Source organism: Paenibacillus solanacearum, assembly GCF_910593845.1.
Taxonomy (GTDB): domain Bacteria; phylum Bacillota; class Bacilli; order Paenibacillales; family NBRC-103111; genus Paenibacillus_G; species Paenibacillus_G solanacearum.
Window position 1 is genome coordinate 1 of the sequence record NZ_CAJVAS010000015.1, and the last position, 18,967, is coordinate 18,967.

The 18,967-nt window shown below is 51.2% G+C and carries 12 protein-coding genes, 1 tRNA gene and 2 rRNA genes; all 15 read right to left on the reverse strand.

Annotated elements, in window-relative coordinates; genetic code table 11:
* Positions 1 to 298 (reverse strand): 23S ribosomal RNA (locus KXG62_RS17095); the annotation flags it as partial.
* Positions 299 to 608: 310 nt separating this feature from the next.
* Positions 609 to 684 (reverse strand) — tRNA-Ala (locus KXG62_RS17100).
* Positions 685 to 777: 93 nt separating this feature from the next.
* Positions 778 to 2,313, reverse strand: a 16S ribosomal RNA gene (locus KXG62_RS17105).
* Between the two features lie 474 nt (positions 2,314 to 2,787).
* Positions 2,788 to 4,806, reverse strand: a complete 2,019-nt coding sequence (gene ligA, locus KXG62_RS17110) for an NAD-dependent DNA ligase LigA (protein WP_218093217.1) — start codon at positions 4,804 to 4,806, stop codon at positions 2,788 to 2,790.
* Positions 4,807 to 4,917: 111 nt separating this feature from the next.
* The gene (gene pcrA / locus KXG62_RS17115) at positions 4,918 to 7,230 is read right to left on the reverse strand and encodes a DNA helicase PcrA (protein ID WP_218093218.1); all 2,313 of its coding nucleotides are present in this window, start codon (positions 7,228 to 7,230) and stop codon (positions 4,918 to 4,920) included.
* A 25-nt stretch (positions 7,231 to 7,255) separates the two neighbouring features.
* On the reverse strand, positions 7,256 to 7,945 hold the full coding sequence (gene pcrB, locus KXG62_RS17120) for a heptaprenylglyceryl phosphate synthase (protein WP_218093219.1): 690 nt from the start codon (positions 7,943 to 7,945) through the stop codon (positions 7,256 to 7,258).
* Positions 7,946 to 8,202: 257 nt separating this feature from the next.
* Positions 8,203 to 8,793 carry a hypothetical protein gene (locus KXG62_RS17125; protein ID WP_218093220.1) on the reverse strand — a complete coding sequence of 197 codons (591 nt, stop codon included), beginning with the start codon at positions 8,791 to 8,793 and terminating at the stop codon, positions 8,203 to 8,205.
* Between the two features lie 186 nt (positions 8,794 to 8,979).
* Positions 8,980 to 9,990 (reverse strand): spore coat protein, encoded by a 1,011-nt coding sequence (locus KXG62_RS17130; protein ID WP_218093221.1) that lies wholly within the window; start codon positions 9,988 to 9,990, stop codon positions 8,980 to 8,982.
* Between the two features lie 20 nt (positions 9,991 to 10,010).
* Positions 10,011 to 10,250 carry a spore coat protein gene (locus tag KXG62_RS17135; protein WP_218093222.1) on the reverse strand — a complete coding sequence of 80 codons (240 nt, stop codon included), beginning with the start codon at positions 10,248 to 10,250 and terminating at the stop codon, positions 10,011 to 10,013.
* 158 nt (positions 10,251 to 10,408) lie between these two features.
* Positions 10,409 to 11,371, reverse strand: a complete 963-nt coding sequence (locus KXG62_RS17140) for a DUF4340 domain-containing protein (protein ID WP_218093223.1) — start codon at positions 11,369 to 11,371, stop codon at positions 10,409 to 10,411.
* Positions 11,368 to 12,756, reverse strand: a complete 1,389-nt coding sequence (locus tag KXG62_RS17145; protein WP_218093224.1) for a GldG family protein — start codon at positions 12,754 to 12,756, stop codon at positions 11,368 to 11,370. Before KXG62_RS17145 ends, KXG62_RS17140 begins: the two co-directional genes overlap by 4 nt.
* A gap of 51 nt (positions 12,757 to 12,807) precedes the next feature.
* On the reverse strand, positions 12,808 to 13,521 hold the full coding sequence (locus KXG62_RS17150; RefSeq protein WP_218093225.1) for an ABC transporter permease subunit: 714 nt from the start codon (positions 13,519 to 13,521) through the stop codon (positions 12,808 to 12,810).
* On the reverse strand, positions 13,514 to 14,650 hold the full coding sequence (locus KXG62_RS17155; protein WP_246627500.1) for an ABC transporter ATP-binding protein: 1,137 nt from the start codon (positions 14,648 to 14,650) through the stop codon (positions 13,514 to 13,516). The genes KXG62_RS17150 and KXG62_RS17155 overlap by 8 nt, the downstream gene beginning before the upstream one ends.
* Positions 14,651 to 14,799: 149 nt before the next feature.
* A complete protein-coding gene (locus tag KXG62_RS17160; protein ID WP_218093226.1) occupies positions 14,800 to 15,453 on the reverse strand; it encodes a tetratricopeptide repeat protein in 654 nt (217 codons plus the stop codon).
* 86 nt (positions 15,454 to 15,539) lie between these two features.
* Positions 15,540 to 18,752 carry an S-layer homology domain-containing protein gene (locus KXG62_RS17165; RefSeq protein ID WP_218093227.1) on the reverse strand — a complete coding sequence of 1,071 codons (3,213 nt, stop codon included), beginning with the start codon at positions 18,750 to 18,752 and terminating at the stop codon, positions 15,540 to 15,542.
* Positions 18,753 to 18,967: the final 215 nt, after the last annotated feature.

An 18,967-nucleotide genomic window follows, 5' to 3' on the forward strand; every position in this document is an offset into this window, starting at 1 on the left:
CCCCAGAGGGCAAGCCCTCTGGTTTGGGCTAATCCGCTTTCGCTCGCCGCTACTTACGGAATCACTTTTGTTTTCTTTTCCTGAGGGTACTTAGATGTTTCAGTTCCCCTCGTCTGCCTCTACATTACCTATGTATTCAGTAATGAGTACGTATCAATTACGATACGTGGGTTTCCCCATTCGGACATCCCCGGATCAAAGCCTGCTTACGGCTCCCCGAGGCGTTATCGTTGTTCGCCACGTCCTTCTTCGGCTCCTGGCGCCTAGGCATCCTCCGTGTGCTCTTATTAGCTTAACCAAACCGCTTCGGTATATATTTTCGCGTTCCGTTGTACTTCGTACAAAGGTCACTTCCGAAAACATATACGCTCCGCTTGCAGCTAAACCTAAAAGATTGAAGATCTATCAAGATCATCTTTAAGGATGATTCAGCATTTGTTGCATTGTTTCGATATCCAGTTTTCAAGGAACAATGTTGCAACTGTTAGATCAACTTGTGATCCGAGTTGCTTCCCAATCCTTTGTTGCCGATAAGGCAACGAAAGCTATAATATCATATTGATGGGCTTGTTTCAAGATACAATATCTCTTAAACTTCAAGAGATAAATGGTGGAGCCAAGCGGGATCGAACCGCTGACCTCCTGCTTGCAAGGCAGGCGCTCTCCCAGCTGAGCTATGGCCCCAAACTCTTGAAAAGAAAACTCCATCAAAACTGAACAAATGAATTTCGAGTGATTAATTTGTCCGATGACCTACAGTCATCATGGACTCCATAGAAAGGAGGTGATCCAGCCGCACCTTCCGATACGGCTACCTTGTTACGACTTCACCCCAATCATCTACCCCACCTTCGGCGGCTGGCCCCCTTGCGGGTTACCCCACCGACTTCGGGTGTTGTAAACTCTCGTGGTGTGACGGGCGGTGTGTACAAGACCCGGGAACGTATTCACCGCGGCATGCTGATCCGCGATTACTAGCAATTCCGACTTCATGCAGGCGAGTTGCAGCCTGCAATCCGAACTGAGACCGGCTTATAAAGATTGGCTCCGCCTCGCGGCTTCGCTTCCCGTTGTACCGGCCATTGTAGTACGTGTGTAGCCCAGGTCATAAGGGGCATGATGATTTGACGTCATCCCCACCTTCCTCCGGTTTGTCACCGGCAGTCAACTTAGAGTGCCCAACTTAAGTGCTGGCAACTAAGTTCAAGGGTTGCGCTCGTTGCGGGACTTAACCCAACATCTCACGACACGAGCTGACGACAACCATGCACCACCTGTCTCCTCTGTCCCGAAGGCCTGCCCTATCTCTAGGACATTCAGAGGGATGTCAAGACCTGGTAAGGTTCTTCGCGTTGCTTCGAATTAAACCACATACTCCACTGCTTGTGCGGGTCCCCGTCAATTCCTTTGAGTTTCACTCTTGCGAGCGTACTCCCCAGGCGGAGTGCTTATTGTGTTTACTTCGGCACCAAGGGTATCGAAACCCCTAACACCTAGCACTCATCGTTTACGGCGTGGACTACCAGGGTATCTAATCCTGTTTGCTCCCCACGCTTTCGCGCCTCAGCGTCAGTTACAGTCCAGAAAGCCGCCTTCGCCACTGGTGTTCCTCCACATCTCTACGCATTTCACCGCTACACGTGGAATTCCGCTTTCCTCTCCTGCACTCAAGTCTTCCAGTTTCCGGTGCGAACCGGGGTTGAGCCCCGGGCTTAAACACCAGACTTAAAAAACCGCCTGCGCGCGCTTTACGCCCAATAATTCCGGACAACGCTTGCCCCCTACGTATTACCGCGGCTGCTGGCACGTAGTTAGCCGGGGCTTTCTTCTCAGGTACCGTCATTCGCAGAGCAGTGACTCTCCACGACGTTCTTCCCTGGCAACAGAGCTTTACGATCCGAAAACCTTCATCACTCACGCGGCGTTGCTCCGTCAGACTTTCGTCCATTGCGGAAGATTCCCTACTGCTGCCTCCCGTAGGAGTCTGGGCCGTGTCTCAGTCCCAGTGTGGCCGATCACCCTCTCAGGTCGGCTACGCATCGTCGCCTTGGTGGGCCATTACCCCGCCAACTAGCTAATGCGCCGCAGGCCCATCTGTAAGCCACAGCTTGCACCGTGTTTTATAAGCGGAACATGCATTCCACTTAGTTATCCGGTCTTAGCTACCGTTTCCGGTAGTTATCCCGATCTTACAGGCAGGTTGCCTACGTGTTACTCACCCGTCCGCCGCTAACCCCGAAGGGTCCGCTCGACTTGCATGTATTAGGCACGCCGCCAGCGTTCGTCCTGAGCCAGGATCAAACTCTCCATTAAGGTTGCTCACAAAATCCGAAGATCATGCTTGCTATAATGTAAGCTGATTGAGCTCATTTCATTCAATAACGCTTAGCACTCGAATTCATTTGTTCAGTTTTCAAGGAGCTTTCGTTAGTGGCAATTTATTTTGCCGTCACAAGAAGTTATCTTATCATGTTTCGACATGTTTTGCAACTATCTTTTTTTCTTTACCGCTTGTCCGATCGTTTAAGTTCTTTCCGTCGTTCTTGGCGGCAAGCAATAATGTATCACAAATCGAGGGGCAATTGCAACTGTATTTTTCGATATTTTTTGTCTTGTCATTTTCGAGTCCATTTCAAGCCATTTCCCACCCTTTTTTACTCTCCCCAATGCCGCAATAGCTATTCATCATCTGAAGCTTTTCAAGCACTTCTAACCTACAATAACTCATGAAATAAAAACCGCCGCTCGCGAATACCTCGCAGCGACGGTGTTAGCCACAATTTGAAATCACGCTTCTCCAAGAAGCTGCAGCAGCTCCTCTTCGTTGTCGATAATCCGGATGCCCAGTTCCTGCGCCTTCGTCAATTTGCTCCCTGCGCTTTCCCCCGCAATCAGGATATCGGTTTTCTTGGACACGCTGCCCGTCACCTTCGCACCGAGACGCTCCAGCTTTTTGGCGCAATCCTCCCTGCCCATCGTCGAAAGTGTACCGGTCAACACGACCGTCTTACCATAGAAAGGATTGTTTTCGCTCGCTGCTGCAAGCTTCTCTTCGGCCCGAGGCTGCACGCCCGAGGCAAGAAGACGCTCAATGCTGCGCTGCATCGCAGGATCGCGGAAAAAGCCGGCAATGCTTTCAGCGACGATATCGCCGATATCGTGAAGTGCTACAAGCTCTTCCGGTTCGGCTTGCATCAATTTGTCCAAACTTCCGAAATGGTCGGCCAGCACCTTGGTCGTTGTCTTCCCTGTGTTCGGTATGCCTAATGCGAACAGGAAGGAAGCCAGGTCGCATGCCTTGCTTTTTTCAAAAGCAGCCAGCAGCTTTTCTGCCTTCTTGGTGCCAAACCGGTCCAGCTTGATCAGATCGTCAAACGTCAATCCGTACAAATCTGCAGGATCCCTCACGCTCAGCTCGTCGTACAGCTGTTCGGCCGTCTTTTCGCTGAACGTATCGATATCCATCGCGTCCCGCGAGGCAAAATGGGTAATACGACCGACGAGCTGCGGCCGGCAATCCAAACGGTTCGTACAGAACAGGTGGGCGCCCTTCACCTCCAGCGCACTGCCGCAAGCAGGGCACACGGCAGGAGGAACGATCTCTTCGCCATCGGCCTCCTCCGTTACTTTACCGAGAATCTCCGGTATGACATCGTTGGAACGACGGATATATACCAGGCTGCCCAAGGCGTGCTTCAAGTTTTTGCGCTCGATATCGTCCACGTTATTCAACGTACAGTTTTGTACCGTTACACCGGCAATATCTACGGCCTCTACCCTCGCCGTCGGCGTCACTTTTCCGGTACGGCCTACGTTCCAGTTCACGCCGAGCAGCGTCGTTACCGCTTCTTCGGCTTCGAATTTATACGCAACCGCCCAGCGAGGGAACTTGTCGGTATACCCCAGCACTTCGCGAGTCCGCATATCGGTGATTTTCACAACCAGACCGTCGATTAAAAAATCAAACGTATTCCGCATGGAAACGACGTTTTGCAGTTCTTCTTCGACAGCCTCGATATGATCGAGAAACTTGAGATACGGGCTCACTTTGAATTTATTTTCGCGTAAGAACGACGTCATTTCCTGATGCGTTTCGAACTGAATCATGTCGGAATAGCCTATATTGTAGAAAAAAGCGTTCAGCTTCCGCTCCGCCGTCACTTTAGGGTTCAAGTTGCGGAGCGCCCCGGCGGCGGCGTTGCGCGCGTTTTTCAGCGGCTCGGCGGCCGTCTTGTTGTATGCATCCAGCACGGACAAATTCATGATTCCTTCGCCCTGCACTTCGATAATGCCTTCGTGATATGGAATTTTCAAAGGAATGGATTTGATCGTCTTCACTTGGGCTAAAATGCCCTCCCCGACCATGCCGCTTCCCCTTGTCGCCGCATGCACCAGCTCGCCGTGATCATAAGTCAAGTTGAGCGTCAGACCGTCAAACTTCAGCTCAATGACAAAGGAAAGCGGCGGCAGCGGCTGGTCCGGGTTCTGTGCGTTATACTCGTTTACGAGCTTTTGCGCACGGGTATGCCAAGCCATCAGATCGTCGTGGTTTTGGGCTTTGTCCAGACTCCAGAGCCGCGCCAAGTGCCGATGCTCCTCGAAGCCTTTCAGCAGTTCCCCGCCCACTCTTGTGGTCGGAGAATGCGGCAGAACAACGCCGGTCTCGGCTTCGAGCTGCAGCAGTTTGGCGTACAACGCATCCCACTCGGCATCGCTGATCGTCGGCTCATCCAGCGTATAATAGTGGTAGTTATGTTTGCTGATTTCTTCGATGAGGGCTTCCATTGTTTCGAAAGCGTCCGGCATCTGGATTCCATCCTCTCGCGTCGCAACGCGGTACCGGCAGGCGGCACCCGTTGTCAACTATATTGGCTAAGCAATGTGCGGTAAAAGACATTGCCCGTATCGGCAAGTGGTCTAGCTCTGCTTCGTGATCGGCGCAAACTTGGCCAGCAGCCGCTTCACGCCGACAGGCGCCGGGAAAGCGATCTGCAGCTCGGTGTCGTCACCCGACCCTTTGATCGCGACGATGACGCCGGTGCCCCACTTGCCGTGCTGGACTTTATCGCCCATGGCGAAGTCCTGCGCGGGCGTCTTCGGAGCGCCTGCAGCCGCGGGTGCAGCGGCCGAACCGCTGCGGAAGCTCACGGGCGCGCGGCCCGCTCCCGCGGCAGGAGAGGCATTCGCAGTGCCGCCGAATCCGCCGGCACTGCCAAAGCGGCGCTCCCCGCCGCCCCAGGCGCTCGAGCCGCCGCTGCGGCCGAATCCGCCACCGGCACGCACGGACTCAACGAGCTCATGCGGGAGCTCGGTCAAAAACCGCGACGGCGCATTGGCCGTCGTGCGCCCGAACAGCGTGCGCATCCGCGCGCACGTCAGGAACAGCTCTTCCTCGGCGCGAGTGATGCCTACGTAAGCGAGGCGCCGCTCCTCCTCAAGCTCCTCGTTGTCCATTAACGCCCGGCTGTGAGGAAACACGCCTTCCTCCAGACCCATAATAAAGACGACGGGAAACTCCAGCCCTTTGGCGCTGTGCATCGTCATGAGCACGACACCGTTTCGTCCTTCTTCGGGATCCTCGTTCATCGAATCGATATCTGCAATTAACGCCAGATCCGTCAAAAAGGAGACCAGCGATTTATCGTCGTTGCGTTTTTCAAAATCCATCGTCACTGACAAAAGCTCGTCGATGTTTTCCAGCCGCGCCTGCGATTCGATCGTATTTTCCCGCTTCAGCTCTTCCCGGTATCCGGATAGCTCCAGCACTTTCTCGGTGAGCTCGGTAACGGACACATACTCGGTCATCCGGTACAAATTCTCGATCATGTCACGGAAGTCGGACAGTGCGTTCCGCGCCCGCGAGCTGATCTCGAGCATCTCGGCATTTTCCAGCATGGCGAACATCGATACGCCGTAGCGTCCGGCGAGTTCCGCGAGCTTATCCACGGTCGTATCGCCAATGCCCCGCTTCGGCACGTTCACCACTCTTGCAAATGAGATGTCATCGTCCGGGTTGGAAACAAGGCGAAGATAAGCCAGTATGTCTTTGATTTCTTTGCGGTCATAGAACTTGATGCCGCCGACGATTTGGTAAGGAATGTCGGACTTGATCAATATTTCCTCCATCACCCGCGATTGAGCGTTGGTCCGGTACAAAATCGCATGATCGCTGTATCGCCTGCCGCCATCGACGTTCTTGCGGATTTCTCCGGTGATGAAATAACCTTCCTCATGCTCCGAATCCGCTTGGTACAGCTTGATTCTGTTGCCTTCTCCCTTGTCGGTCCATAAGTTCTTGGCCTTGCGGCCGATGTTGTTCGCGATGACTTTGTTCGCGGCGTTCAATATAGTGGCGGTGGAGCGGTAGTTCTGCTCCAGCAAAATGGTGGTCGCGTTCGGATAGTCTTTTTCGAAATCGAGAATATTGCTTATATCCGCGCCGCGCCAGCGGTAAATCGACTGGTCGCTGTCGCCGACCACGCAAATACGCTTAAACTTGTCTGCCAGCATCCGGCACAGCATATACTGCGCACGGTTCGTATCCTGATACTCGTCGACGTGAAGGTATTGGAATTTGTTCTGATAAAACTCCAGCACCTCGGGCACTTCCTGAAACAATCGAATCGTCGTCATGATCAGGTCGTCGAAGTCGAGGGAATTGTTGTTTTTCAGCTTATTCTGGTACAGCTTGTACACTTTCGCCACGATGCCGTCAAAATAATCGCCGATCTTGCTCTCCAGCTTCTCCGGCGTCAGCAGTTCGTTCTTCGCATTGCCCAACGCCGCTTGAACGGCTTTCGGCTCGAATTTCTTCGAATCGATGTTAAGTTCTTTCATGCAGTTCTTGATGACGGATAACTGGTCGCCTGAATCCAAGATGGTGAAATTAGAAGTGAATCCGATACGGCTTATATCCCTGCGCAAAATCCGTACGCACATCGAGTGAAATGTCGATACCCAGATATCCTGTCCTTGCGAGCCGACGAGTGCGCCGACCCTCTCCTGCATCTCGCGCGCCGCTTTATTCGTAAAGGTGATCGCCAAAATGCTCCATGGCGCGGCTTTACGCGTGGCGATAAGGTACGCAATGCGGTGCGTCAGCACCCGGGTCTTGCCGCTCCCGGCCCCGGCCATGATCAGCAGCGGCCCGTCCACCGTCTCCACGGCGCGCCTTTGCTGGGGATTCAGTTTTTGCACGGCTTTCATTATATCAACAGGTTCATTCATCATTGTTCTATGAATTTCCTTTCTTTCCTTATTCTCGGGCGGCACACACCGTTGCGAGGGCTTGTTCCAGATCGCTGTACACGGCATTGCCTACGACGATGGTATGCGCCGCCTGCGCCGCTTCCCTCGCCTTATCCGGTCCGTCGATGCCGCCTCCGTAGAACAGTCTTGTTTCGCTGAGCAGCCCGCGAATGCGGCGGACCCATTCCATGTCGCCAAACATGCCGCTGTATTCGAGGTATACGACCGGGCATCGGAACAAATGTTCCGCCATACGCGCATAGGCCTCGACATCTCTCAGCGACAGCTGCGCATCCGCTTCAGTCACTTGCGCTACCGCCGAATTGCCGTTCATGATGATGTAGCCTTCCGTCCTTACGTGTTTCCAGTCCAGCATCGATCCGTATTCCTTGATCGCTCCGTGCTGCTGCCCTACAATCCAATCGGCGTTCTTGGCGTTCAATACGATCGGAATCAGAAACAAGTCGAACCCAGGCACAATCGCCTCCCGGCTCGACACCTCAAGCACACACGGAACCTCGTACCGGCGAATGCGGGCAAGCAGGTCGACGGTATTGTCGAACGTGACGCCCGTCGAACCGCCAACGATCACGGCATCGGTGCCGGATAAGCAAATCTTCTCAAGCGCTTCGTCGGACAATTCCCGGTCAGGATCGAGCTTAAATGCGTGCTTCCATTGGTCCAATCGCAAATGCACGAGTAATCCTCCTGTCGGTCAGTACAAAGCAAGCCTCCCCTATTCCTAAGAGAGAATCGGGGCATCAGCTTGTCTAAAAATAGTCTATGCTACCCCTAAGTCGGTGTCAATCGACGATCCACTCCACTCTTCCGATTATACCACAATAATAGAATGTTTGTTCGTATAAATACCAAAAAATAAAAGCAGTAAAGCGCTCGCGGTTTGCGTGAACTTTACTGCCTCCAGCATCAAACAACGGCGCTTCGGAACACCGATTAAGCCGTCGTTTTGAACTCGGTAATGATCAACCGGTTTTCTTTGACCTGATATACGGATTCGTGATGCATTACCGACCGGGCGTGATCGAAATTCGTGGCGCCTTGCAGCCAGATTTTATACTGGCCTTGCGCCGGCTGCGTCTTGCGCACCTCATATTGACCCCATTCGCTTCGCAGATTGAGCATCGCGCGCGTACTGTTCGCCTTGTATGTCGTCGATGTCGGGTCGTAGCGATAAAAACCGGTGATCAGCCGCTCCGCCATATCGGCGCTGTATACTTGCGTCAGATGAATTCTCATTTCCCTCATGGCGTATGTATCCATTTCCCCTGTGACCGGGGAGGACAATACCCGATATGTCCAATCGTCCACCTGCTTGATCCATGTGATCAACTGATCGTCCTGCTGGTCTATCATCTCTTTGCCCATCGGGGGCGGCGCAATTTGGCTAAACGTATGGAGCAGCCGGTCGCGGCCCACGGTTTTTTGCAGCGTCTGCATTTTCGTATCGTTCTGGACACTTTTTTGCTGTGCACAGCCACCCAGCAGCAAAGCCGTCGCCATCAGTGCAATCCCTATCATTCTCATGAAATCGTTCCCTCCCACACCTGCGTTGTATGTGCATTTTTTCGTATTATGGTTAAAAAACGAAAAACTATACGACAACCCAAACGCAATACGTCGATTCCCGACAGAGGCACTAGCGGTTTCTGCCTAGGCAAGAAAAAAAAGCCCCGCTCCTGTCGATCCAGGCTGCGAGGCTTGTAGATGCTGCTACATCATATATTTGCCGTTGCGGGACGAATCGGTACCGTACTGCTGCTTCGTACCAGACGCGGACACGGATCCGCTTGCGTTCGCGGTCGAACCGCTCGCTGTCGTACTTGCATTGTGGCTTGCCGCGCCGAAGGTATAGTTGCTGCTGTGGCGCGAAGTCGCCGCGTTGCCGGAAGCGCTATACGTTTGCTCCGGCTGGCTTTTCAACCCGTAAGATTCCGCCGTTGTGCCGCCGGAATATTGGTTGCCCGTATAGTCCTGTGCCGATCTGGCGGAGTAATACTCTTGCTGGTCCGACCCGGAGACGGACGATTTCAGCGAAGCGTCTTGCTGCGACGAAGTCGCGGCATATCCATGCGCCGTGCTGGCGGATGGAGCATAACTTGGACTGCCGGTTTGACTATAGCCCTGCTCGGCGTAAGAAGCGCTGCTGTAACCGTGAGCGCCACCGGACAATGCTCCTTGACTGCCGTAGCCACCGGATGCGCTGCTGCCTGACGCAGCCACTCCTTGACTTGCATACCCTGCAGACCCGCTTCCATAGCCGGAAGAATACGAAGGGGCTTGCGCATAAGCTTCATGCTGCATACCGTATTGCGCTTGCTGAGCTTGCTGTTGTTGCTGCTGCTGGTACATCCCGGCCGCAGAAATGCTGCTGTGCTGAAGCGCTTGGTGGACCAGCGATTGCAGCTGCTCCGCCTTGCGGATTTGCTGCTGCAGCTCTTGCTGCACTTCTTGCTGCGAAGCCATTTTCACCGAGCCGTAGCCCTGCATCTGCTCCAATACAGTGAACAGCTCCGCTTGATCCTGGAGCGTTTTTTGCGTCAAGCTGGCAAATGTTTGGCGAATCGCCGGATGCGTGGATTCCAGCGCTGCCGTTGTATATTCGCGAGCCGCGCGTTTCAATTCAGATAGCACCAGGTTGCCCGCATCCTGCTCCTGTAAATGAAAATGCTGCTGCGTTTGCCCTGCTTGCTGCTGTCCAAAAAAGTTTTGCTGCTGATACATCTCTCCAGCACCTCCTTATATTAGTGAGTCATTTGCGTATACTGCTGCAGCGTCCGCAGCAGTTGATCCGTATTTTGCAACCGGTCCTGCGCGATTTGCGTCAATTTTTGCTTCAGTTGCGGCGTCGTGCACTCCGCGGCGCCTTGAACCGCAAGCTTGGCAAGCAGCTCCTCATTCTTTAAGCAATCCGTTATGTACGCCAATTCCTTGGAGCTTACCGTGTTCATCCCTTGCTGCTGTTGTTGTTGTCCTTGATACATCACGTATTCCTCCTTTCGTAAATGACAAAGTGTAGGTTGTCCTGTTTGTGGAAAAATTATGTATGTTTGGCGGAATTATTTAAACATATCCAAAGAAATATAAAAAGCACCCTTTGATCCCCGCGTTGGCGGACCAAAAGGTGCATCGCTTATTTGCTTTACTTCGTTTGAGCGTTATTTGGAGCATTGTTTTGCGCAGCAGCCACTACATCGTTAGCTTTGTCATAAAGCTCTTGAACGGTCGCTGCCGGAATGGTGTACGCCCAATCGCCGCCTTGCTTGGCGATCCATACGTTATCTCCGTCGATTTTACCGACATAGACCGTCGTCGTTTCCTTGTTGTCTTTGCCGACATCTTTCATTTCTACCCGGAGTTCCGGCGCATCGAGCTTGACTTCGGCCACGCGTTTGACCATCTCGTTCGAAGAGATAAACGCCGCCTTATCGAGAATGCCGGACGCATCCGAGCCCTTGATTTCTTTGTCGCCGACCTTCCAATTCGACTCGTAGGATGCCTTTGCCGGATCGTTCTTGGTCAGTGCCCATTTCTTTCCTATCCAATCAACCGTGAGCGAGCGAATTTCCTCATAGTGGATCGTAAACGGGCTTTTTTCCATAAAATCGATCGGCTCTTTCGCCAGCGATTTCACTTTATCGTCACTCAGTTGAAATACTTCCGGCGAATTGTCGACCTTCGCGTACGAGAAGCCGGGCACGGGCAGCGCATTGCCGATCGTCAGCTTATACGTCGTCCCGTTCGTCAATGTTACCGTAAACTCCTGCTTCGGCTTGTCGAGCCCGAATTGGGCCAGATCAGACGGATTCGCGTTCACCGTCTTTTCCTTCGTCGCCCCATTCAGCGAATCAAGCCAACTGGCAGGGGAATATCCGTTGAGCGGCAGCGACGCCGGCTGTGTCATGGTCCATTTGCCGTCTTTTTGCTGCAGCTCGGTGACGCCGCTCTCCTTCTTGATGGTGTAGCTCGCCACTTCTTCTTTTTTCACTGCAACCACTGCGGCAGCTTCCGGCGGTTTCTCTTTAAAAAAGTTTTTGCTGGACGCATACCAGAAGCCCCCGATGCACAACACGAGCAGTACAATGGTCGGAATGAGCCGTTTCATCCTTTTCTCCTCCTCCACCAAATCGTCCCGCCGACGACAAGGAAGAGTAACGGGAATACAAGCACCGTACCGTAGAAAATCATCTTCGCCTGAGTGCCGGTGAGCAGTGCCTGCTGCAGCGCATCGCCTTCGCGCGGACGGATCGTCACCTGATCTTTTTGCTCATGCAGCCAGCCTACGCTGTTCAGCGCAAAGTCGCGGTTGCCCTGCTGCTGGATGACACGATCTACGAGGAACGTGGAACCGCCGAGCACAACAGCTTTCGGTTTCTTATCCTTACTCTCGACGACATAGCCCAAATTGAGCGGCCCTTTGACGTCTTTGTCGTCCAACGCGCTGCGGCTGCTTTCGGCCAGAAGCTTGAGGTCCGTTTCGCCGTATGCTTTATCGGTCGTCTTCAAGATGGCTGTAGCCGGGAAATTTTCCACAGGCTCGTTGCCGAGCGATACCGCCAGCGTCATCATCGTCAGCAGGTTGTACTGCTGAAGCTTGGTCGTAATGTCGTGGAACCCGTACTCCGGAATGATCGTGAGCGGATCATACAATACGCTCTGCTTTGGCTCAATGGCAATCGCATGCTGGTCCTTGATGCCGTAAGCCGCCATCAGGCCGTCAATATTTTTCCAGCCGGACACCATGTCCTTGTTAAAGCCAAGCGCCATGTACAGCTTGCCCTTGCCGTTCATGTAGTTTTTGATCAATTCGGTTTCTTTGTCGCTAATGTCCGTCTCCGGGCCGATGACGAACAAAATATCGGCGTCGTCTGGAATTTTGCCTTCGCGCAGTAAGTTCAATTCCTTCACTTCATAGTTGGCACTTTCGAGACCGCTTCTCCATGTGCTCATTTGGTTAAGCGGAACTTCGTTATGGCCAGACAGGAAGTACACCTTGCTCTTCTCTTTCGCGCTCAGATTGACGATCGCCTGGGTCAGCTTCTCCTCGCCGCTGAATCGGTACTCGCCCTGCTGCTGCCCGGGAATAAACATATCATAGTAATAGATCGTTTTCTTTTGCGTGCCGCTCTCCACTACCAAAACGCCGGACGGATCGACATCGTACTGCTTGGCAATCGCCGGATTTTGCACCATATCGTACTCGTCAAACGTAATTTTTCCGTTGCGTTTTTTGTATTCCTGCGCAAGCTCAACGACTTGCCGTTTAATGAACGGCTCGGTTTGGTCGCTAGTCAGCGAAAGAATGCGCACATCTTTATCGAGCGTTTTCAGCGCTTGCGTCGTCTGCTCGGATAACGTAAATTTCTTGTTTTGCGTCAAATCGACCTGCAAATTTTTCATTGAGTTCAAAAAGATCGAGACGACGATAAATATGCCGATTACAGCCAGCGACAGCACCGCTGCGTTCGTTCCGCGAATCCACTTGTTCATTTGCCTTCCCCCTTCTGCTCCACGCCTCCGCGGCGTGAAAGCGGTTGTCGTTTATCTCCAACGTTTTCTTTCGAGCACTTGAATGCTGAGCACGATAAATACCGCGATAAATGTCACATAAAAAATGACATCGGCAAAATCGAGCACGCCCTTCTGCAAGTCGCCCGCTCTTCCAACGATGGAGAAGATGCCGAGGTAGTCTTTGATTTTACCGCCAACGGAATCGCCCAGCCATTCGATGGTCCAGAACAACAGCAGGATTGCAAAGCCCGCAATACCGGACACCATCTGGTGGGCCGACAATGAAGAGGCAAACAGGCCGACCGCCATCATCGCCGCTCCCATCAGGAACATTGCCAGAAAGGACAGCCACATGACCGGCAGATCCAAATCGCCGTATACGCTCAGGATCAGGGGGTAAATCAAGCTCCCCGCCACAAGCAGCAACTGCACCACAATCGCCGAGATATATTTTCCAACGACAATTTCCGTAATGCTCGCCGGCGATGTAAGCAGCAGCTCATCCGTTCCTTGACGCAGTTCATCGGAAACGAGTCGCATCGTAAGCAGCGGGATGATGAACAGGAACACGAACGTAATGGTGCCGAACACCGGACGAACGTCTACGATGTAAGGAGGGTACAGGAAGTTTGCGCTGAAGAAGTACCCTGCGATTACGAAAAAGAATGCAAACGCCGCGTAAGCGATCGGCGAATAAAAATACAGCTGCAGCTCTTTTCTTGCCATAGCTAGCGTTCTACGCATTCGAGGTCACCTCCTTGTCGGAAGCGTCTTCCGATTGCGCGGTATCGAGTCGTTCGTTTGTAGTCAGCTTGAGGAAAATCTCTTCCAGGCTGAGCGATTCTTTCTTCATCGAGAGAATCGGGTAACGCCGCTCGGCAAGACGGTAGAACAATGCCTCACGCACGTCCACGCGGTCCGCCGCAGAGACGAGAACCTTCACCGTATCGCTCAATACCGGGGTTGTTGCCGTCTCGCTGGATGCCTCCAATGACTGCGCTTCCTCGGTACCCGCTTCTACTTCTGCTTCCACTGGCGCCGATCCCGTATGTTCCGCAGCCGCATCTTCCTGCGTCAGCTCCCGTACGCCGGAAACGCCCGGTACGCTGCGCAGTTCGGACAGTACCGCCTCCCGCGGCCCTTTCACTTCAAGCGATACCTCGAACGTTTCGTCCATGGAGTTCGCCAGACGATCCGGCTGCCCGTCAAGAACGATTCGCCCCTGGTTGATGATCAGCACGCGATTGCACAGCGTGTTGATTTCCGGCAAAATGTGCGTGCTGAGCAGCACGGTGTGATTCTCACCCAGCTCTCGAATGAGCTGGCGAATTTCAATAATTTGCTTCGGGTCCAGACCCGACGTCGGCTCGTCCAGTACGAGCAAATCCGGACTGTGCAAAATCGCCTGCGCCAAGCCAATCCGCTGCTTGTAGCCTTTGGACAGGCTGCGGATGATCTGCTTCTCCCGCCCCTGCAGCCCAAGCCGCTCGATGACTTCGCCGATGCGGCGCTTCTGCTCCTTCACGGGGATGCCTCGGAGATCGGCGATAAACTGCAAGTACGCCGTGACCGTCATCTCCGGATAAAGCGGAGGTGTCTCCGGCAAATACCCGATTTTTTGCCGCGCTTTCTTCGGATGATCCGCCATCGACAGCCCGTCAATCGTAATCGAGCCGTGCGTCGGATTCAAATAGCCGGTGATCATCCGCATTGTCGTCGTTTTGCCGGCGCCGTTCGGCCCGAGAAAACCGACGATTTCTCCGCGACTCATCGAAAAATCGATGCTTTGGACCCCTCTCTGGTTTTCGTACAATTTGCTGACCTGTTTGACCTCAAGCACGTCAAAACCTCCCATCGTCGCCACGATTTCCATATTCAAGTCATTTCCATCTTTTATGCAGGTTAACCAACAACAGCATATCGGCGGAACCCTAACCCAACCTTAACTATACCTGAAAATTAGATTAAAATTTTGTGTCTAAATTGTGAACAGATAAATAGGTGATAAATTTATTTATATTTTTATGAAACTTCTAATTCCAACACAATACGTTCTATATCATTTTTATCTTTTACAGTGGAAGGTGCCATTTCCAAATAAATTTTCAAGTTATCGAGCCCTTTCACCTTGTTTCCCAACTTCAAATATGAAAGTCCCATAAACCTATAAGCCTCAAAGTATTGATTCTCAACTACCAGGCGACTCATAATTTCAATGGTTTGTTTATAATCAGCATTAAAATATATTAACTGTGCTTTTTTAAATAGTAATTCTTGATTATTCGCATCTTGTCCAAGACCATGATTAATAATAAGTAACGCATCGTCGTACTTTCCTTCAGTCATTTTAATAGCAGCAGCATTGTTATAAGCTTCTTTAATATTCGGAGTCTTATTTATTGCATTCTCATAATGAGTCAGTGCATCAGAAAAATTACTTCGCTTCCTGTATACATTCCCTAAATGAAATTCGCATTCGCCATTTCCTGGTTCGCTGTGTATGCATTTTTCCAGTAAAGGCTGGGCTTCTTCCCATTTCCCCTGTTGAATTAATGACACCGCCTTCTGGTAATCACTTAATTCCGGGATATCGACTTTGAAGGCTTGATAAGCCCAATAACCCGCAAAAGCAAGAATAAAAACAACGCCAAGAGATAATAAAATCTTTTGTTTCATTAGTTACCTCCAGATGCTTGCATAAATATCGCGTGACTAAAAAAAAAGAGTCAACCGCAAAGGTCGACTCTTTAAAAACAGCTTCTCTATTCTTTGTATACGTAAATGGTCACCGTACTTGCCTCGTCACCATTTTGTTTCTTCAGTCCATTAATATCAACTTTATGATAGCCAACTGTCAATGGGCTTGGCAATTCAACGGAAAGATACACATTTTCGTTTACAGTGTTTTTGTAAACAGAATATGTTACTCCGCTTACAGTTGAAGGACCAAAAGCAAAAGAAAGCGAGTTTTGCGCAGCTTTGTCAGCAATTACATCGCTAAATTTGATCACGAGGTAATTCGCTGTAGTAACGTTAATTCCGTTTAGGTTAGCGTTAACTCCAAGGATATTATCTTGGGAATAAACCACATCTGTAACCGTACCGCCAGTTACTATACCTGTTGAAGAAGCGTACAAGTAAACTGCGCCGATTACAGACAGAGAATTCGACACCGTAATGGTGTACACACTTTTAGTGACTGAGTTTTGAGCAGTTACGATGACTACGTTTCCTGTTTCGACATTGCCCGTTTTTACAGTCGTTTCATCTGTCTCGTACACTTCGAGAGTCGCGCCAACTGCTGGGGTTAATCCTGCTTTGAACGCTTCTACCGATGTGCCGAACGGCACATTGCCAATGCTTTGACCATTTACTGTGTAAACAGTAGATGTTACCGATGCGTCGTTGCTAAGCGATGGTCCAGACAAAACAGTAACTGTGTATACGCTCGTGGTTACTGTATCTTGAGCCGTCACGATAACTACGTTTCCTGTTTCAACGTTACCCGTCTTCACCGTTGTTTGATCGGCCGCGTACACTTCGAGAGTCGCACCAACTGCTGGCGTTAATCCCGCTTTGAACGCTTCTACCGATGTGCCGAACGGCACATTGCCAATGCTTTGACCATTTACTGTGTAAACAGTAGATGTTACTGATGCGTCGTTGCTAAGCGATGGTCCAGACAGAACAGTAATCGTGTATACACTCGTGGTCAGTGTATCTTGAGCTGTTACGATGACTACGTTTCCTGTTTCAACGTTACCCGTCTTCACCGTTGTTTGGTCGGCCGCGTACACTTCGAGAGTCGCACCAACTGCTGGCGTTAATCCCGCTTTGAACGCTTCTACCGATGTGCCGAACGGCACATTGCCAATGCTTTGACCATTTACCGTGTAAACAGTAGATGTTACCGATGCGTCGTTGCTAGGTGCAGGAACATATCCTGTAAACGATTTGCCCGTGTTTACACCCTTGTAGCTAAGCGTGTATGCTTTGCCCGGCGTTTGAGCAGAAGTTTGCAGAGCAACAACATCTGTTGTACCTTGCTTCACAGCAGCGCTATTGACTACCAGGTCATTGTCAAAAGTGAAATCTTCTTTATCTACGGAACCGACCGGTTCTAAAAAGTAAACTTCTACGTAAGACGCATCAAACCCTTTGATACCCTTAACAGCTGTTTTCGCAGCTTTAACGGTAACAACAAATACTTTCGTTGTAGTCAAGCTATCCAACGTGATCGTTGCTGTTAATGTTACTTCTATATCATTCAGTTGGCTGAACACTTCACCACTATTACTGATGACTTCAGGCTTATCGGAATTCCACACTACAGTGGCGCCATTACTTCCGGTTAACGGCAATTTCAGGTTACTTGCTACATTGCCGGAAGTTTCCCCAGTTGCATAAGTAATTTTCAAATCATTTTTCGCAATAGCAATCTTAACGGCATCCAAGATCCCACCAATAGCGGAATCTATCAAATCAGACAAGTTTCCGCTAGGAGCATCAATCGGGATGTCCATGATTCTGTTCTTCGTGTTGTCACCCTCGAGCTTCAGCTTCGCTTTGATTTGAATGCTTTGGAGATTTACATTGTCCAAAATGTTCAATGCCGCACCGGCAACTGCCGCAATAACAGATCTGATCGTACCTGCGCCACTCAAAGAAAGATTGGCGTTGGCCGAGTTCAATGAAATCGAACCGATGTCAGATCCCGCAGCGGCATTAAGCGTAATTCGCCCGTTAACCGTGATAGAGCCGATGGAGCCTTCCACCGAAATCTGTTGTCCCGGAGTGGACGGATTTACGGTAATTCCGCCAAACGCATCGCGATTGCTAGTAGCGTTCTTGATAATTGCTTGGGAAGTCACATTCGTCGCCTTAATCGAGGTGTTTCCTTCAGCAACGATACGAACTGAAACCGTTTGGTTAGAAGCCCGTACGGTCAGATTTGTCGTGATTTTGATGTTCGCGAAATGGATCGACTCGCTTGCACCCGAGGCAACTTCAACGTTAGCGGCCTCAATGTTTTTCAAAGTCACAGAGCCGGTTGCACCCGGATCAAGCGTAAGCGTACCCGTAATCTTCGCAGTCTTTCCATCCTCAGGACCAAAATCTCCTGCTCCCAAAGTAACATTACCGGAAATCGTTTCGCCAGCCTTCAGGCGGTCTGCGACTGAAGCATTGTTGGAGCCGCCGCCGGAGTATCCTCCGCCACCGCCGTAACTGCCACCGCCGCCAGTGCTGCCTGTGCCAGTCGAACCGCCAGTGGATGGCTTCTCTTCTGCTTTAGCAATCGCTTGAGCCTTATCTACGAACTTGGTTTTGTTCGTTTTGAACTCATAAGCCAGACGCGCGAGCGCTTGGCGTTCAGCGTTTGCTTTTGGATTAAAGCTCAGGGTGCCGTTGCTGTTCTCGATGCCTTGTACAAAGCCCATCTTGAACGCAAGGGACACATGCGCTTTAGCCCAGCTCGAAACTTGAGCCAGATCGCTCAGCTTAGCATCAGCTGCGACCTTCTTAGCCGTCTCTTCCAGGCCCATAGCCCGTACGAAAAATACGACAAGCTCTTCTCTCGTTACATTAGCATCCGGAGAAAATGTCGTTGCGGATGTACCGTCGGTAATACCCGACTCGACCAGCGCGCCAACATAACCGCGGTACCAGCTGTCCTTGCTTACATCTGCAAAAGACGCCGCTTTATCCGCGTTCTCCTTTTTCCCTAATGCCAAAACAATGATTTTAGCCAACTCGGCACGAGTCATTGCCTTTGTCGGTTGGAAACTGCCGTCTTCGTAACCGGACACAATACCGGCGTCGACAAGGGCTTGAATCTCGGTCTTCGCGTAAGAATCAGCAATGTCCTTGAGCTTGACAGCTTCCGCACCGAGCGCCATGGCAGGCGCCAGCATACCGAAGAGCAAGGCAACCACAAGGACGGAACTGATCTTCTTACGCAGTTCCTTGTAAGACATGTGTTTCTCCTCCTGTATATGTAATTTTCAAAGATCGTTGCAGAACGAACTGGACCATCCCTCTCCAAGTCGGATGAGAATAGTCCCCCGTCTGCGGCATTGACCTTTCGATCAACGTAGATCTATTGTATTAGATTTCTATTAAAATTTCATTACAATATTTCCAGTTTTACTCTATTAAATTTTCTTTATAATCCACATAACCTATTGACATT

Excerpts from the sequence above, each read along its gene's own strand:
- KXG62_RS17130 (WP_218093221.1), bottom strand. The coding sequence starts at position 9,990 with ATGTATCAGCAGCAAAACTTTTTTGGACAGCAGCAAGCAGGGCAAACG.
- KXG62_RS17125 (WP_218093220.1), bottom strand. The coding sequence starts at position 8,793 with ATGAGAATGATAGGGATTGCACTGATGGCGACGGCTTTGCTGCTGGGT.
- KXG62_RS17145 (WP_218093224.1), bottom strand. The coding sequence starts at position 12,756 with ATGAACAAGTGGATTCGCGGAACGAACGCAGCGGTGCTGTCGCTGGCT.
- KXG62_RS17155 (WP_246627500.1), bottom strand. The coding sequence starts at position 14,650 with ATGGAAATCGTGGCGACGATGGGAGGTTTTGACGTGCTTGAGGTCAAA.
- KXG62_RS17140 (WP_218093223.1), bottom strand. The coding sequence starts at position 11,371 with ATGAAACGGCTCATTCCGACCATTGTACTGCTCGTGTTGTGCATCGGG.
- ligA (WP_218093217.1), bottom strand. The coding sequence starts at position 4,806 with ATGCCGGACGCTTTCGAAACAATGGAAGCCCTCATCGAAGAAATCAGC.
- KXG62_RS17165 (WP_218093227.1), bottom strand. The coding sequence starts at position 18,752 with ATGTCTTACAAGGAACTGCGTAAGAAGATCAGTTCCGTCCTTGTGGTT.
- KXG62_RS17160 (WP_218093226.1), bottom strand. The coding sequence starts at position 15,453 with ATGAAACAAAAGATTTTATTATCTCTTGGCGTTGTTTTTATTCTTGCT.
- KXG62_RS17135 (WP_218093222.1), bottom strand. The coding sequence starts at position 10,250 with ATGTATCAAGGACAACAACAACAGCAGCAAGGGATGAACACGGTAAGC.
- pcrA (WP_218093218.1), bottom strand. The coding sequence starts at position 7,230 with ATGATGAATGAACCTGTTGATATAATGAAAGCCGTGCAAAAACTGAAT.
- KXG62_RS17150 (WP_218093225.1), bottom strand. The coding sequence starts at position 13,521 with ATGCGTAGAACGCTAGCTATGGCAAGAAAAGAGCTGCAGCTGTATTTT.